This is a genomic window from Streptomyces geranii, assembly GCF_002954775.1.
GTDB lineage: Bacteria > Actinomycetota > Actinomycetes > Streptomycetales > Streptomycetaceae > Streptomyces > Streptomyces geranii.
Genome location: NZ_PJME01000059.1, coordinates 1 through 15175, shown reverse-complemented (window position 1 = coordinate 15175; position 15175 = coordinate 1). Strand labels below are relative to the sequence as shown.

General features: G+C 70.3%; 12 protein-coding genes. 1 reads left to right on the top strand and 11 read right to left on the bottom strand.

Annotation, left to right across the window (positions count from 1 at the left end):
* Positions 1 to 49: 49 nt before the first annotated feature.
* The 11 genes from CW359_RS39165 to CW359_RS39115 form a co-directional block, all read right to left on the bottom strand.
* Positions 50 to 2029, bottom strand: a complete 1980-nt coding sequence (locus CW359_RS39165) for a pectinesterase family protein (RefSeq protein ID WP_105975001.1) — start codon at positions 2027 to 2029, stop codon at positions 50 to 52.
* A gap of 59 nt (positions 2030 to 2088) precedes the next feature.
* Entirely contained in the window at positions 2089 to 3636 is a 1548-nt protein-coding gene (locus CW359_RS39160) for a glycoside hydrolase family 43 protein (protein WP_105975000.1), read from the bottom strand.
* On the bottom strand, positions 3633 to 4493 hold the full coding sequence (locus tag CW359_RS39155) for a DUF6807 domain-containing protein (protein WP_105974999.1): 861 nt from the start codon (positions 4491 to 4493) through the stop codon (positions 3633 to 3635). The genes CW359_RS39160 and CW359_RS39155 overlap by 4 nt, the downstream gene beginning before the upstream one ends.
* The gene (locus CW359_RS39150) at positions 4493 to 5665 is read right to left on the bottom strand and encodes a Gfo/Idh/MocA family protein (RefSeq protein WP_105974998.1); all 1173 of its coding nucleotides are present in this window, start codon (positions 5663 to 5665) and stop codon (positions 4493 to 4495) included. The genes CW359_RS39155 and CW359_RS39150 overlap by 1 nt, the downstream gene beginning before the upstream one ends.
* The gene (locus tag CW359_RS39145) at positions 5662 to 6960 is read right to left on the bottom strand and encodes a pectate lyase family protein (RefSeq protein ID WP_105974997.1); all 1299 of its coding nucleotides are present in this window, start codon (positions 6958 to 6960) and stop codon (positions 5662 to 5664) included. The genes CW359_RS39150 and CW359_RS39145 overlap by 4 nt, the downstream gene beginning before the upstream one ends.
* A complete protein-coding gene (locus CW359_RS39140) occupies positions 6957 to 7856 on the bottom strand; it encodes a carbohydrate ABC transporter permease (protein ID WP_105974996.1) in 900 nt (299 codons plus the stop codon). The genes CW359_RS39145 and CW359_RS39140 overlap by 4 nt, the downstream gene beginning before the upstream one ends.
* Entirely contained in the window at positions 7853 to 8788 is a 936-nt protein-coding gene (locus tag CW359_RS39135; RefSeq protein WP_105974995.1) for a carbohydrate ABC transporter permease, read from the bottom strand. Before CW359_RS39135 ends, CW359_RS39140 begins: the two co-directional genes overlap by 4 nt.
* Positions 8789 to 8920: 132 nt before the next feature.
* Positions 8921 to 10660, bottom strand: a complete 1740-nt coding sequence (gene araD, locus CW359_RS39130; protein WP_105974994.1) for an L-arabinonate dehydratase — start codon at positions 10658 to 10660, stop codon at positions 8921 to 8923.
* The gene (locus tag CW359_RS39125) at positions 10657 to 11568 is read right to left on the bottom strand and encodes a dihydrodipicolinate synthase family protein (RefSeq protein ID WP_105974993.1); all 912 of its coding nucleotides are present in this window, start codon (positions 11566 to 11568) and stop codon (positions 10657 to 10659) included. The genes araD and CW359_RS39125 overlap by 4 nt, the downstream gene beginning before the upstream one ends.
* Positions 11565 to 12233 carry a GntR family transcriptional regulator gene (locus CW359_RS39120; RefSeq protein ID WP_105974992.1) on the bottom strand — a complete coding sequence of 223 codons (669 nt, stop codon included), beginning with the start codon at positions 12231 to 12233 and terminating at the stop codon, positions 11565 to 11567. The genes CW359_RS39125 and CW359_RS39120 overlap by 4 nt, the downstream gene beginning before the upstream one ends.
* 159 nt (positions 12234 to 12392) lie before the next feature.
* Positions 12393 to 13145 (bottom strand): MBL fold metallo-hydrolase, encoded by a 753-nt coding sequence (locus CW359_RS39115; RefSeq protein ID WP_105974991.1) that lies wholly within the window; start codon positions 13143 to 13145, stop codon positions 12393 to 12395.
* Between the two features lie 533 nt (positions 13146 to 13678).
* Between CW359_RS39115 and CW359_RS39110 the strand changes: the two genes are divergently transcribed.
* Complete coding sequence (locus CW359_RS39110; protein WP_105974990.1) at positions 13679 to 14935, top strand: MFS transporter; 1257 nt, start codon at positions 13679 to 13681, stop codon at positions 14933 to 14935.
* Positions 14936 to 15175 lie beyond the last annotated feature (240 nt).

Genomic DNA, 15175 nt, shown 5'->3' with positions numbered 1-15175 from the left:
CTCTTCTGGATCACTTCTGGGCCAGACGGAACTGTGAAGTTGTGGGGGGTCAGCGGCGGGCGTACGGGGCCCAGTCATCGGTACCGCGCAGATAGTCGGCGACGGTGAACGAAGCCGCGTCATCGGCACTCAACTGCGGCCGGTCGGCGGTGACTTGGGCGCCAGGACCGTACGTCCGGTACTCGGCGAGGCGGGCGTCGCGCCACGGGAAGCCGCTCATGTCGGTCCACGGCGACGCCTTGATCGCGGCGGGCAACTCGGTGTCCCGGAACAGGACTTGGGCGACGGCGTTGGGCTCGCCGCCCGGGTGCCAGGGCCGGCCGAGGTGGAAGGAGTCGGCGGGGGCGTCGCTCACGACCTTGGAGCGGGTGATCAGGAAGCCGTACGGATTCCCCGTCCAGGTCGAAGCGGCCGTGATGTAGCCGTTGTTGGTGGCGGAGCCCCGGCTCAGCGCGCGGATCACCGACCGCTCGATGACGGTCGTCGCCCGCCCGTAGATGAAGTCGACGTCACCCTCGATGTACGAGTCGCGGACGTAGACCCGGCTGATCACGTCCAGCTTGGGGCTGTCGGTCATCAGGGTGTCCTGGTTGCCGAGGAAGGCGGTGTTCTCGAAGACGATCCGGTCACCGGTCGTCTTCATCGCCAGGGCCTGCTCGCCGTTCAGCTCCACGGCGGCCTCGTCGAAGTCGTTGCTGAAGGTGAGGTTGCGGGCGGTCACGTCGTTCGCGGCGATCCGGACCGTGGCGCTGCCCGTCGAACCGCCGTACGCGGCAGGCGTGTCGTAGACGATGACGGTGTCGGAGCGGCTGCGGCCCGTCCCCTGGAGCAGGATGTTCGACTTGCCCGCCGGGATGAACACCTTCGCGCGGTACGTGCCCGGCGCGACGGCGATGGTGACCGGACCGGTGTTCCCGTCGGGCACGGCGTCGACCGCGGCCTGGACGGTCGGGTAGTCGGCGGGGACATGGAGCGTCACCCTGTCGCCGATCGCCCGCTGCGGCCCGGAGAGGCGTTTGACCAGCGCGGGCACGGCGGCGGCCGGGTCGAGCCGGTAGGCGTAGAAGTCGCGCGGTTCGAAGGCGGTGCCCCAGGCGTCCTGGCGTCCGCTGACGTTCCTCAGGATCGATCCGCGCTGTACCAACTCGGCGGTGGCGTCGGCCTGGTAGGGGTGCTGGACACCGTCGTAGTAGCTGTTCTCGATGACCATCTTGGTTTTGCCGCGTGACCAGTTCCCGTACGTCCAGACGGGATCGCCGTCCGCCACCTGCGCGGACACGTAGTTGTTGTAGAGGTGGGCGTAGGCGCAGTTGTCGGCGGACGGGTTGCGCTGCTTCGTACCCGTGAACCAGTTGTGGTCGATGGTGATCTGCGTCAGCACATTGGACGTCCAGCCGATCCCGAACGCCTTGTTGTGGTTGGTGAACTGGTTGTTGGAGACGGTGATGTACTGGCTGTCCTTGCGGATGTCGAGCAGTCCGTCGCCCATGTGCGTGAAGCGGTTGTGGTCGATCCAGACGTGGTCGGCGGTGTCCAGCTGGATGGCGTCGAAGTCGGTCGTCTTGCCGTCCCAGTCGCCCTCGACGTACGAGTCTCGGATCGTCAGGTTGCGGATGATGACGTTGCTGGTACCGGGGTTGAGGTGCAGCTCGCCGTGCACGATCTCGCCGGTGTCCCCGACGCCGACGATCGTCTTGTCGGAGGCCACGACGACATCGGCCCCGAAGGGCGCCACGGCGATCGAGCCCGCGACCCGGATGACGTACGGCTCCTCGGCCGCCGCGTACTTCACCAGCGAGGCCTGGTCGGTGACCGTCACGACCTTGCCGCCCGCACCGCCGGAGGTGCCACCGGCGAGGGAGGCGAAACCGTGCGGTTGATCGGTCCAACGGGAAGTAGCGGAAGCCGAGTTGGTGGCCGCGGCCGGGGTCTCTCCGGCCGCCCCCATGACAAGGGCGGCCACCAGCCCCACGACGGCGGCCAAGGTTCTACCGGCGCCCGGCAAGCGCTTGCTAGGGAAGTGCGTCATTGCGGCTCCCAACAGGCATACGGATCAGGCATACAGATCAGGCATACGAACAAGGCGACTTACAAAGGACTGACTCTGAACTGCGTGAACGTGGCCGCGCCGGCGTGTCCCCCGCCGACCGGCGCGAGCGCGAAGAGCCCGAGCAGGGCGCCGACCCAGCGCCAGGGCGTGGCCGCGAACACCGGCCCGGACGGCTCCCAACCGGCCCCGCCCTCAAGGGCGTACGAGAACCGGCAGCGCGCCCCCGCCCCGACGGCGATCCGCAGCCGCACCCGGCCCTCCGGTGCCACCTTCGGCACAGCGGCGTCCCGTTCCCGCTCGGCGACGGACTCGGCGAACCGGTGGACGAGCCGGACCGTCCCGTCGTCCGCCCGCTCCAGGCCGATCCAGCCGAAGGAGTCCCCCAGCACGGCGAGCCCGGCCCGGGCCCCCGGCTCCTCGCTGTCGAGCCGCAGTCCCACCTCGACCGCGCACGCGCTGCCGGGCAGCCGCTGGGTGAGGACGTTCGGGAGTCTGCGCAGGTCATGGACGTCGGCACGGCGTACGCAGCTCAGCCGCAGCCCGTCCCCCGAGTGCTGGGGAGCCCAGCCGTCCTGCGGGTTGGCCGTCCACTGCCACTGACGGCCGAACCGTCCGCCGGGGAAGTCGTCGTCGGTGGCGGGCGCGGCGGGCGGCTGCACCGGCAGCTCGGGCTTGCGGTGTACGGCGACGGGGGCGCCGGCATCGCCCAGCACGGGCCAGCCGTCCGCACCCGCGCCGCCCTCGCCCCAGCTCATCGGCTGGAGGTGCACGACCCTGCCGTACGGCCCCCGCTGCTGGAAGTGGAGGAACCAGTCCTCGCTGGCCGACGTGCGCACCCAGCCGCCCTGGTGGGGCCCGTTGACGTCGGTGTCCCCCTGTTCCAGGACGATCCGCTCCTCGTACGGGCCGAAGAAGTCCCGGGAGCGGAAGGCGCCCTGCCAGCCGGTCTCCACTCCCCCGGCGGGTGCCAGGATCCAGAACCAGCCGTCGTGCTTGTAGAGTTTCGGGCCCTCGACGGTGAACCAGCCGGGTATGCGGTCGCCGTCGACGATCACCTTGCCCTCGTCCAGAACTCCCGTGCCCTCGGGGTGCATTCGGTGACCGGTGAGCCGGTTCTTCACGCCCGACCGGGACTTGGCCCAGGCGTGCACGAGGTATGCCTCGCCGGTCTCCTCGTCCCACAGCGGGCAGGCGTCGATGAGTCCCTTGCCCTCCTTGACCAGGTGCGGGAGGGTCCAGGGGCCGCGTATCGCCGGGGCGTTGACCTGGTAGATGCCGTGGTCGGGGTCGCCCCAGAAGATCCAGAAGCGGTCGTCGTGGTGTCTCAACGAGGGTGCCCAGACACCGCAGTCGTGGCGCGGGACCCTGAACTCGGCTGCCGGATGCAGGCGTTCGAGGGCATGGCCGACGAGGGTCCAGTTGACGAGGTCGCGGGAGTGGAGCAGCGGCAGGCCCGGGGCGCGGCCGAAGCTGGAGGCCGTGAGGTAGAAGTCGTCGCCGACGCGGACCACGTCCGGGTCGGACCAGTCGGCGTTCAGGACCGGGTTGCGGTAGGTCCCGTCGCCGAGATCGGCACCGGTGATCACGGGCTCACCGCCTTGCGTACGAGGGCCGCGGCCTCGCCCCGGTCGAGGCGGCCGTCGGCGACGACGGTGACTATGCGGCGTACGGCGGTCTCGCCCGGGTCGATCGGCAGCCGTTCGTCGAAGGCGAGGGACGAGCCGACGCCCGGGTATTCCTCCGCCCGGACGAACCACGGGTCGCGGCGCGTCTGTTCGGTGGCGCCGGCGAAGACGAGGGTCCAGGTGCTGCCGGCCAGGGCGAGCCAGTCGGCGCGGGTGCCGTGCACCGCCGACTCGCCCTCGGTGGACGAGGTGAAGACATCGGGGGGCGTGGCCTCCTTCCTGGCCCGCCAGAAGAAGCCGCCGTAGGCCGCGCCGGGGCGGCCGTTGGTGGCGGGGCTGCCGATGGAGAGGGGCGCGGAGGTGGTGTTGGTGAGGGAGAAGGTGAAGTCCAACGCCCAGGCGGTGTCCGTTAATTCGGTGGCGGCGACGGTACGGCGCTCGCGCAGGAGTTCGCCGCCGCCGACCATCCAGCGCAGTTCCTCGACGAAGCCGTCGGGGTCGCGGAGCTGGTAGGCGGTGTGCCGCTGGGCGCCGTGGTTGTCCAGCTCGGTCGGACCCTGGTCCCGTACATAGGTGCGCCCGCCCCAGAAGTTGTGCCCCTCGACGTCGGGTATGGCGACACCGACGCCGAGGTGGTGGGTGTGGTCGGCGGGGCTGAGTTCGGTGACGGCGGTACCGGCCAGCGTGGTGACGGGGTGCAGATACGGGCGGGGCGCGTGGCGGAGCGGCAGCTCCGGCCGGCCGGTGTAGCGGCCGACCGGGCGGCCCGCGGCCCGCAGGACGAGCGACTCATTGGGCAGCTGAGACAACTGGGTCATCAGGTGCTCACCTCTTTCGGGACCGCCCAGGAGGCGCCCAACTCGGAGTAGAGGGAGAGGGTGTCGGCCGCGGCGGCGACCAGGCCGTCGATGCCGGGGACCACCCGACGGCGCGGGCCGCCGTCCTCGCCGGGCACGAACTCCCATGCGTCAGCCGGAAGTTGCGCCGGGTCGGGGGCCTGTCGGATCGCCTCGACGACCCGCATGAAGGCGCCCGTCACGTCGGGCTCGACGAGCAGTTCGGCGCCCTCGGTGAGATGGTCGACCAGGTTCTCCAGCAGGTCGGTGCTGTCGTACTCGTACTCCTCCGGGCCGTGGCCCGAGCGCTGGAGGAGGACGCGGTCCTGCTTGTACCAGAGGGTGATCCGGCCGCTGGTGCCGTGCACGAGGACGTACGGGTCGCCCGGGTGTTCGGCGCACAGGGTGACGGCGACGGTGACCGGGATGCTGTTCGCGGTGCTGACGCGGACGCACGAGGTGTCGTCGGACTCGATGTCGTTGGCGTGCAGCAGCTCGGTCTCGATGCCGGTGACGTCCTCGGCGCGGGTGCTGCCGCCGAGGGCGAGGCCGGTGGCGACGGCGTGCGCGAGGGGGTTGGTGAGGGCGCCGTCGATGACGTCCACGCCGTTCAGCCTGCGCTTGCCCGCCCAGGGCGCACGCCGGTAGTACGCCTCGTCGCGCGCCCATGCGCCGGCCCCGCCGATGCCGGTGACGGTGCCGATGGCGCCCTTGGCGATCAGCTCGCGGATCGCGGGCAGGGCGTGCGAGCCCAGCGACTGGAAGCCGATCTGGCAGACGACCCCGGCCGCCGCGACCCCGTCGGCCATCCGGCGGAACTCGGCGTAGGACGGCGCCGGGGGCTTCTCCAGGAGCAGGTGCACGCCCTTGGCGGCGGCGATCAGCGCGAGGTCGGTGTGGGTGGGGATCGGCGTGCAGATCACCGCGACGGCGGCGCCGGTGGAGTCGAGGAGCGCGCCGAAGTCGGCGGACTGCTCGGGCGTGCCGAGGCCGTCCAGCTCCTCGTCGGTGAGCGGGGTCAGCTCGCAGACGCCCGCCAGCCGTACGAGGCCCTTGTCCTGGAGCCTGCGGATGTTCGCGAGATGCCAGTGCCCGTGCCCGCGCGCTCCCGCGAGCACCACCGGAACCGGGGTCGTGAGGTGTGACGTGTTCATGTGAGCCTCCCTGCGCCCGCGCCGCGTGCCACCTCTCGGTCGGCCGTGTCGGCGCTGTCGATCTTTGTGTGCAGGGTAGGCGTCCAGCCGACGTCGGCCGTGAGATCGCGCTCGCTGCCCGAGTTGTAGGCGTTGTGGATGGTCAGAAGATCGACCGGGAAACCGTTGAAGAGGGTGCCGGTCTGGTGGAGCGTGCTGCCGTTCCAGCTCTTGACGAGGTCGGCGACCTCGACGTGCCCCGGCGCGCTGAAGGAGTTGTTCTCCGCGTACACGGCGGACTCGGTGGAGACGCCGAGCGAGTAGCGGTAGTCGTCTCCGTGGTCGATGAGGTAGCGGTTGTTGTAGAGGTGCACCTGGCCGAAGCGGACGCGCGGGGCGCGCTGGGTGACCGAGCGGAACTCGTTGTGGTGCAGGGTGACGCGGAGCTTCCCCCGGTCGCCGGTGGCCGTGTCGCCGCTGCCGATAAGCATCGCCTTGTCGTGGTCGGCGAACCGGCTCCAGGAGACGGTGACCAGGTCGGAGCCGTTGGTGATGTCCAACAGGCCGTCGTGGCGCAGGTAGTTGCGGGCGAAGTAGGTGGGCTCGTCGGCGTCCGAGTGCCCCTGGTCGGAGGCGGTGACGTGGTCGACCCAGACATGGGTGGCGCCGTTGAGCCAGAGGTTGTCGTACGCCGTCTTCCAGTCGCCCAGGCCACCGGAGTTGGGCTGCCAGACGGGGAAGCAGTCGTAGGCGTCGCGGAGTTGGAGATTGCGGACGATCACGTTGCTCGCGTTCTTGACCTGGAGGCTCGCGCCCTTGAGGACGGCGCCCGAACCGAGCCCGACGATGGTCGTGTTGGACCCGACGGCGAGCACGACCCGCTCGGCCTGCCGGGCGGCGGCGACCTGCCGGGCCTCCTCCTGCGTCCCGCTCGGCCTGGCGGAACCCCAGGTGCGGGGATCGTAGGCGGCGAGGTACTTCTTCAGGCTGTACCCGGTCCCGTCCGAGTAGTCCCCACACCCCAACTTCCCACCACCGTCAGCGGTGTTGGCGTCGATGACACCCGCCACCCGGATGATCTTCGGGGTGGCGCTGCCGCCGTCGAGGGCGCGGACGAGTTCACCACGGCTGCGTACGGTGAACACGTGCGCGTCGTCGGCAGCCGCACCGCCGCTGGTGCCACCGTCGGCGGCGGCCCAGCCGTCGTTAGCAGGAAGGGTGTCGCGGCTGAGGTCACGGGCGTCGGCACCGGCCGGCGTACTGAGGACGGCACCCAACAGGCCGACCACTGAGGTGACTTGAAGAAGGCGTCTCATCCCTTCACCGCCCCCGCGCTGAAGCCGGTGATCAGCCACTTCTGGATGAAGGCGAAGACGATCACCACGGGTACGGCGGCGATGATGCCGCCCGCCGCCAGGGCGCCCAGGTCGACACTGTCCGCGCTCATCAGGGTGTTGAGGCCGACCGGGATGGTCTGCTTGCCCTGGTCGCTGAGGAACATCAGGGCGAACAGGAAGTGGTTCCAGGAGTGCACGAAGGCGAAGGAGCCGACGGCGATCAACCCGGGCCGCAGCAGCGGGAGTACGACGACCCGGAAGGCCGTGAACCGGTTGCAGCCGTCGACCCAGGCGGCCTCCTCCAGGGTGTACGGCACGTTCTTGATGAATCCGCTGATGAGGATCATCGAGAGCGGGAGCTGGAAGACGGTCTCGGCGATGATGACCGCGCCCAGCGAGTTGATCATCTGGAGCTGGGCGAAGATCTGGAACAACGGCACCAACAGCAGCGCGCCCGGCACGAATTGGGAGCAGAGCAGGGCCAGCATGAAGGCGCGCTTGACCTTGAAGTCGAAACGGGCGAGGGCGTAGCCGCCGGCGAGCGCGACGAGCGTCGTCATCAGCAGTGTGGCGACGCCGACGAGGATGCTGTTCTCGAAGTACGTACCGAAGGCCCGCTCCGTCCACACCTTCTCGAAGTGGTCGAAGGTCATCGGCCAGGGGACGAGGGACGTCGAACCGGCGGGGCGCAGCGCGAAGAGGAGGATCCAGTAGAAGGGGATGAGGGTGAAGACGAGGTAGATGCCGAGGGGGAGGTAGATCTGCCAGCGAGGGGCCTCGTCCCAGGCGCGGCGCTGCTTCTTGTGCGGGCGCGGCGGCTCGGGGATGTCGTCCACGGGTGCGGGCACGATCACGGTGGCTTCCTTGGTGATCACTTGTTCTCCCCTCCGAACTTGCTCAGCCGCAGGTAGACAATCGAGAAGAAGAGCAGGATCACGAACGCGACCGTGGTGAGCGCGGAGGCATAGCCGAAGTTGTGGGCGTCGACGCTGGTGTTGGCGATGTAGAGCGGGAGTGTCGTGGTCTCACCGGCCGGTCCGCCGCCGGTGAGGGTGTAGAGCAGGTCGACGTTGTTGAACTCCCAGACCGCGCGCAGCAGCGTGGACAGCACGATGGCGTCCTTGAGGTGCGGCAGCGTGATGTGCCAGAACTGCTTGAGCCGGCTGGCCCCGTCGACCTCGGCGGCCTCGTACAGGTCCTTCGACACGGACTGCAGGTCGGCGAGGATGAGGATCGCGAAGAAGGGCACCCCGCGCCACAGATCGGCGACGATCGCCGCCGGGAACACGGTGGAGGTGTCCGACAGCCAGCTCGTGCCGTACGTCCCGATGCCCATGTCGGCGAGGTAACGGGTGATGCCCGTCTGGGAGTTGTAGAGCAGCACCCAGATCGCGGAGGTGAGGACGCCGGAGACGGCCCAGGGCGAGAAGACCAGCGCGCGGCCGATCGACCGGCCCACGAAGGTCTGGTTGACGATGAGCGCGAGCGCAAGGCCGAACATCAGCTGCAGGCCGACCTCGACGACGACCCACTTCCCGCTGAAGACCAGCGTGTCCCAGAACTGGGGGTCGTCGGTGAAGGCGTGCGTGAAGTTCTCGAACCCCGCGAACCCGTTGCGCCAGGGCTTGGTGGGGTTGAAGTGCTGCAGGCTGTAGTAGAAGACGCTGATCACCGGGTAGGCGATGAAGCCCAGCATGAGCAGGGCGGCCGGTGCGATCAGCAGGTACGGCAACCTGCGCGGTGTCGCTGAGGCACGTCGCCGCCGGGGTGGCGCCGGCGGTTTCGCCACGGCTGCGGCTTGGGCCATGACTGTTCTCCGTTCTCGGTACGTCGTGCGTGCGTGGTGCGTGCTCGTGCGTGCGTCGTACGGGAAGCGCTTTCTCTTCGTGCAGGGTTGTGCGATGTCGTGCTCTGTACGTGGTCGTGCCGTGCTCGCGGGTCAGCCCGCGTACGGGTCCTGCACCTTGCCCGGCCTGGCCAGGAACTCGAAGTCGCAGCCGGTGTCGGCCTGCGTGATCTGCTCGTTGTAGAGCGCGCCGTAGCCGCGCTCGTACCGCTCGGCCGGCGGTGTCCACTCCGCCCGTCTGCGCGCCAACTCTTCGTCGTCCACGTTGAGTCGGAGCGACCGTCCCTCGACGTCGAGGGTGATGGAGTCGCCGGTGCGGACGAGCGCGAGGGGCCCGCCGACATGCGACTCGGGTGCCACGTGCAGCACGCACGTGCCGTAACTCGTGCCGCTCATCCGGGCGTCGGAGATCCGCACCATGTCCCGTACGCCCTGCTTGAGCAGGTGGTCGGGGATGGGCAGCATCCCGTACTCGGGCATGCCGGGGCCGCCCTTGGGGCCGGAGCCGCGCAGCACCAGAACGGTGTCGGCGGTGATGCCCAACTCCGGGTCGTTGATGGTGCGTTGCATGGTCCGGTAGTCGTCGAAGACGACCGCGCGACCGGTGTGCCTGAGCAGGTGCGGCTCGGCGGAGATGTGCTTGATGACCGCGCCGTCCGGGCAGAGGTTGCCGCGCAGGACGGCGACCCCGCCCTCGTCGGCGACCGGCTTGTCGCGCGGCCGGATGACCTCGTCGTTGTGGACCTGGGCGCCCGCGAGTTGCTCGCGCATGCTGTCGTACGAGACGGTCGGCCGGTCGAGATGCAGCAGGTCGGTGATCCGGGAGAGGAATCCGGGCAGGCCACCGGCGAAGTGGAAGTCCTCCATGAGGTACGTCTGACCACCCGGCCGTACGTTGGCCAGCACCGGCACGGTACGCGCGATGCGGTCGAAGTCGTCGAGGGTGAGCCGGACACCGGCGCGGCCGGCCATGGCGATCAGATGGATGACCGCGTTGGTGGAACCACCGAGCCCGAGGACGGTCGTCACGGCGTCGGTGAAGGCGTCGGCGGTGAGGATGTCGCTCAACTTGCGGTCCTGGTGGACCAGTTCGACGATCCTCAGCCCGGAGGCGGCGGCCATCCGGTCGTGCCCGGAGTCGACGGCGGGGATGCTGGACGCCCCCGGCACGGTCACGCCGAGCGCCTCGGCGGCGGCGGTGAGCGTGGACGCCGTACCCATGGTCATGCAGTGGCCGGGCGAACGGGCGAGCCCGCTCTCCAGTTCCGTCATCTCGCAGTCGCCGATGAGCCCGGCGCGCTTGTCGTCCCAGTACTTCCACATGTCGGTGCCGGAGCCGAGGACTTCGTTGCGCCAGTGGCCGGGCAGCATGGGCCCGGCGGGCACGAAGACGGCGGGCAGGTCGACGCTCGCGGCGCCCATGAGCAGGGCGGGCGTGGACTTGTCGCAGCCGCCCATCAGGACGGCGCCGTCGACCGGGTACGAGCGCAGTAGCTCCTCGGTCTCCATGGCGAGGAGGTTGCGGTAGAGCATGGGGGTCGGCTTCTGGAAGGTCTCGCTGAGCGTCGACACCGGGAATTCCAGGGGGAATCCGCCCGCCTGCCAGACGCCCCGCTTGACGGCCTGCGCCCGGTCACGGAGGTGCACATGACAGGGATTGATGTCCGACCAGGTGTTGAGAATCGCGATGACGGGCTTGCCGAGGTGCTCCTCGGGGAGGTACCCGAGCTGGCGGGTACGGGCACGATGACTGAAGGAACGGAGCCCGTCGGTCCCGTACCACTGATGACTGCGCAGCTCCTCGGGCCGTTTCCTGGCCTTCTCCCCGGTCATATGGACCACCCGGCGGCTATGGCGGCGACCTCGGCGCGTTCGCGCTCGGGCAGGGCGCGGCTCGGCGGGCGGACCTCGCGGCGGCACAGGCCGAGCGAGGCGAGGGCCTCCTTGACGACGGTCACGTTGTTGGCGGAGGCGTTGGCGCCGCGCAGTTCCTCGAAGCGGCGGATCTGCTCCCAGACCTTCATGGCGGCCGGGTAGTCGCCGGATCGAAGCGCTTCGATCATGTTCAGCGAGACGGCCGGGGCGACGTTCACCAGCCCGGAGGTGAAGCCGGTGGCGCCGGCGGAGAAGTAGGAGGGGGCGTAGGGCTCGGCGAGCCCGGCGACCCAGACGAAGCGTTCGAGCCCGGCGTCACGGGCGAAGGAGGCGAAGCGGGCGGCGTCCGGGACGGCGTACTTCACCCCGATGACGTTCGGGCAGACATCGGCGAGTTCGGCGAGCCGCAGACCGCTGAGCGAGGCGTTGCGGATGTACGGCACGACACCCAGCTCCGGAACGGCCTCGGCGATGGCCCGGTGGTAGTCGACCCAGCCGCCTTCGGAGACATACGGATGGATGGGCTGATGGACCATCACCATCGAGGCCCCGCTGGAGCGGGCGTGCCGGGCGGCGGCGACGGCGGTCGGTACGTCGTGGCCGACACCGACGAGGATCGCGGCGCGGTCGCCGACCTCGTCGACGGTCAACTCGGTGACGAGGAACCGCTCTTCGGGGGTGAGGGTGTAGAACTCGCCCGTATTGCCGTTCGGCGTGAGGGTGTTGATGCCGCCGTCGAGCAGCCGGCGCAGCAGGGCCCGGTGGGCGGGCTGGTCGACGGTGCCGTCCTCGGCGAACGGGGTCACCGGGATCGCCACCACGTCGGCCAGGGCCGCCCGTTGGGTCTCGAACGCCACGCCGCTCATTCCTGACCGTCCTCTCGCTGGACCTCGGACTCCCCTGCGGGGAAAGCCCGTTGCACGAACGACTCGATATGGGCGTGCAGGGCGCGCGCCGCTCCGTCGGCGTCGCCGCCGAGGGCGAGCCGCAGGATCTCCCGGTGCTCGTCCGCCTCCCGCTCCCAGGAGGGGTTCGCGGCCCAGGCGACGGCGGAGACCAGGGCGGCCTGGTCGCGCACCTCGTCGAGCATCCGGCCGAGCAGCGGGTTGCCGCAGCGGACGTAGAGGGAACGGTGGAACTCCCGGTTGGCGAGGGAGCGTTCGGCGGTGTCGGTGGCCTGGTCGGCCCTGGCCAGGGCATCCCGAGCGGCGTCGAGGGAGGCTTTTCTGCGTACGGAACGCTTCAGCGCCTCCGGTTCGAGGAGCAGCCGTACGTCGTAGACCTCGCGCGCCATGTCCGCGTCCACCATGCGCACCGTGACGCCCTTGTACTGGTTCATCACGACGAGTCCGGTACCGGCCAGCGTCTTGAGCGCCTCGCGCACCGGGGTCTTGGACACCCCGAACTGGGCGGCGAGTTCGGTCTCGACGAGGGCCTGGCCCGGGGTCAACTGCCCGGTGAGGATGCGGTGTTTGATCCCCTCCAGCACGAACTGCGTGCGGGACGGGATCGGCGTGGGCACAGAGGTCATGCGCGCCTCTCGGATCTGCGGGATCGGATCTCACATATCGCGTCTCATATATGACGTACGAAGTACGACGGGTTGAAGGTAGGAGCGGCTGCGGCGTACGTCAACGCTTCTGACAAAGGAAGTTGAGAAGGACAGCCGAGGGCGGCGGGGCAGGGGCGATCAGATGATCTTGGTCGTGCCCTCGTACGCGCTGTCGGTGGGACCGCCGAAGACGGCGGCGGCGCGCTCGGTGGCCGCGTCGACGGTGAGGGTGGGGCCGACGTGTGTGACGAGCAGCGAGGCGGCGCCCTTCGCGTACGCGCCGGCGTCCTCCGGGGTCAGATGCACCTGTTCGCCATCGCGATCGCCATGCCGGTCGATGTCGGCCTCGCAGAGGAACAGGTCGGCGCCCCGGGCGAGTTCGGCGAGCGCGTCGCAGGGGCCGGTGTCACCGGAGTACGCGAGCACCTTGCCCTGCGATTCGGCCCGCAGCCCGTAGGCCTCGATGCCGTGGGAGACGGCGCGGCTGGTGAGGCGGAGATTCCAGTGCCGGACGGTGTGGCCGTCGTGCAGGGGCCTGAAGTCGAGAATTCCGCTGAGGAAGGAGGTGTCGGCCCGCCCGAAGAACCCGGCGAGGCGGAGGGCGCAGGAGCGTGGGGCGTAGACGGGGATGGGCGCGGGCGGGGTGAGCCCGCCGTACGCGAACCCGTAGACGGCGGCGAGCAGATCGGCGTTGTGGTCGGCGTGCAGATGGGAGATCCAGATGGCGGTCAGCCGCGCTGGATCGGTGTGCCGCTGCAACTCCGCGAAGGTGCCTGGCCCGGCGTCGACCCAGACCTCGGCCCCGCCGCCGCGCACCAGATAGCCGGAGCAGGGGCGTCCCGGCGCGGGGTGGGGGGAGGCGGTGCCGAGGACGGTGAGGCTCAGGGGCATGCGGGGAGCGTACGGCGCGGGAGGGTGCGCGCGGGGCTGCTCGCTGTTGTTGGCCGGGGTTGGCCGTCAACTGATCGACGGGGGCGGGCTGTTGGCGTAGCCGGCGACGGGGGGGGAGGTTGGGGCGGCGGTGGGGCTGGTGGCTGTCGGCTGGCGGCAGGCATCTGGGGGCTGAGGGGCTGGCAGTTGGCGGTTGACGGCTGTGGGCTGAGGGCTGAGGGCTGAGGGCAAGCATCTGACGGCTGAGGGGCGGGCAGTTGGCGACAGGCGGCTGAGGGGTGGCAGGGATCTGACGGCTGAGGGCTGAGGGGCAGGCATCTGACGACTGACGGCAGGCAGTTGGCAGCAGGGCGTCTGACGGCTGAGGGGCGGGTAGTTGGCGGCTGGCGGCAGTCGGCTGGCAGCTGACGACAGGCATCTGACGGCAGGCGGCAGGCGGCAGGCGGCAGGCGGCAGGCGGCAGGCGGCAGGCGGCGAATCTAGGGCACCTGACCGATCCCGGCCCCCACCCCTTAGCCCCACGATGACCAGGCATGACGACGTCCAGGAGACCACCACCACCGGCCCCGCGCCTCCTCCGTATCCTCCGTGACCCGGTCGCCGCCCCCTGTCTGGTCGCGACGGTTCTCTCCGGCTTCGGCAGTTCGGCCCTCTGGCTGGTCTCCGGTATCTGGGTGAAGGACCTCACGGGCTCGAACACCCTCGCCGCCCTCGCCCTCCTGGCGATGTGGACGCCCACGCTCGCGGGCCCCGTCCTGGGCACGCTGGCGGACCGTCTCCCCCGAAAACCCCTCCTCATCCACACCAACCTCACCTTGGCCGCGCTCCTGCTGACCCTCTTCGCGGTCGACGCGCCGGGCGACGTATGGCTCCTCTTCACGGTCCTGGTGCTGTACCGCACGGCGGGCGTGGTGCAGGACGCGGCCGAGGCGGCGCTGATGGCACGGGGAATCGACAAGACGCTGCTGGGCGACTTCAACGGCCTGCGGATGACGGCCAACGAGGGCATGAAACTGCTCGCTCCACTGGCCGGGGCGGGCCTCTACGCGGCGTACGGCGGCCCGAGCGTGGCTCTCCTGGACGCGCTGACGTTCGTACTGGCGGCGCTCGCGTACGCGCGCGTGAGGACAGAGCCGGCAGCGGAGACCGGCGCCACCGCACAGAGCCGGCCAGGCGATTGGCGCACCCGAACAACGGAAGGCGTCAGCTACTTACGCCACCACCCGACCCTCCGCCCCGTGATCCTGGCGGCGGGCGCAACGATGTTCCTCACGGGCGCGGGCAGTGCCCTGCTGTACGCGGTCATCGAATCCCTGGGCCACTCCCCCACCTACGCGGGCCCCCTGTACGTCCTCCAGGGCCTCGGCTCGGTGACGGTCGGCCTGGCCTCGGGCCCGCTGCTACGGCGCCTGGGAGAACGGCGGTTCGCGGCGTACGGCATCGCCCTCACCGGGGTGGCGACCGCGCTCAGGGCGGTGCCGTCCGACGCGGTGTTCCTCACGTCGGGCGTGGCGATGGGCGTGGGCCTGCCGTGCGCGCTGATAGCGGGCCTGACGGCAGTCCAGCGAGAAACCCCGAACGAACTACTGGGCCGCACGGCAGCGACGGCGAACACGCTGATGTTCGCGCCTACGGCACTCGGCCTGGCGGTGGGCGCGGCGCTGGTGTCCCGGGTGGATCATCGGACACTGCTGCCGGTGCTCGGCCTGGGGCTGTGCCTGACGGCGGGGTCGCTGCGGCGGCGCGGGAGCGGAGGGACGGTGCCTGGGTGCGGGCCCGGTGGGGGCTGATCGCGCAGTTCCCCGCGCCCCTCAAGACCCCCCCGGGCACATCCAGCCCATGCGGCGTTCGAGGACAAGGCCGCCCAAGCCGATCCCCCACCCCCCCCCCCCCCCCCCCCCCCCCCCCCCCCCCCCCCCCCCCCCCCCCCCCCGCCCCCCCCCCCCCCGGCCCCGCGCCCGGGGGGGGGGGGGGCCCGGGGGCCCCCCCCCCCCCAAGGATGGGACGGGTAGGGGCGGCGGGGGCGAGGA

What these genes read in the sequence shown, in the direction of transcription:
- araD (WP_105974994.1), bottom strand. Translation starts at nt 10,660, where the DNA reads ATGACCGGGGAGAAGGCCAGGAAACGGCCCGAGGAGCTGCGCAGTCAT.
- CW359_RS39135 (WP_105974995.1), bottom strand. Translation starts at nt 8,788, where the DNA reads ATGGCCCAAGCCGCAGCCGTGGCGAAACCGCCGGCGCCACCCCGGCGG.
- CW359_RS39115 (WP_105974991.1), bottom strand. Translation starts at nt 13,145, where the DNA reads ATGCCCCTGAGCCTCACCGTCCTCGGCACCGCCTCCCCCCACCCCGCG.
- CW359_RS39110 (WP_105974990.1), top strand. Translation starts at nt 13,679, where the DNA reads ATGACGACGTCCAGGAGACCACCACCACCGGCCCCGCGCCTCCTCCGT.
- CW359_RS39150 (WP_105974998.1), bottom strand. Translation starts at nt 5,665, where the DNA reads ATGAACACGTCACACCTCACGACCCCGGTTCCGGTGGTGCTCGCGGGA.
- CW359_RS39120 (WP_105974992.1), bottom strand. Translation starts at nt 12,233, where the DNA reads ATGACCTCTGTGCCCACGCCGATCCCGTCCCGCACGCAGTTCGTGCTG.
- CW359_RS39145 (WP_105974997.1), bottom strand. Translation starts at nt 6,960, where the DNA reads ATGAGACGCCTTCTTCAAGTCACCTCAGTGGTCGGCCTGTTGGGTGCC.
- CW359_RS39125 (WP_105974993.1), bottom strand. Translation starts at nt 11,568, where the DNA reads ATGAGCGGCGTGGCGTTCGAGACCCAACGGGCGGCCCTGGCCGACGTG.
- CW359_RS39155 (WP_105974999.1), bottom strand. Translation starts at nt 4,493, where the DNA reads ATGACCCAGTTGTCTCAGCTGCCCAATGAGTCGCTCGTCCTGCGGGCC.
- CW359_RS39165 (WP_105975001.1), bottom strand. Translation starts at nt 2,029, where the DNA reads ATGACGCACTTCCCTAGCAAGCGCTTGCCGGGCGCCGGTAGAACCTTG.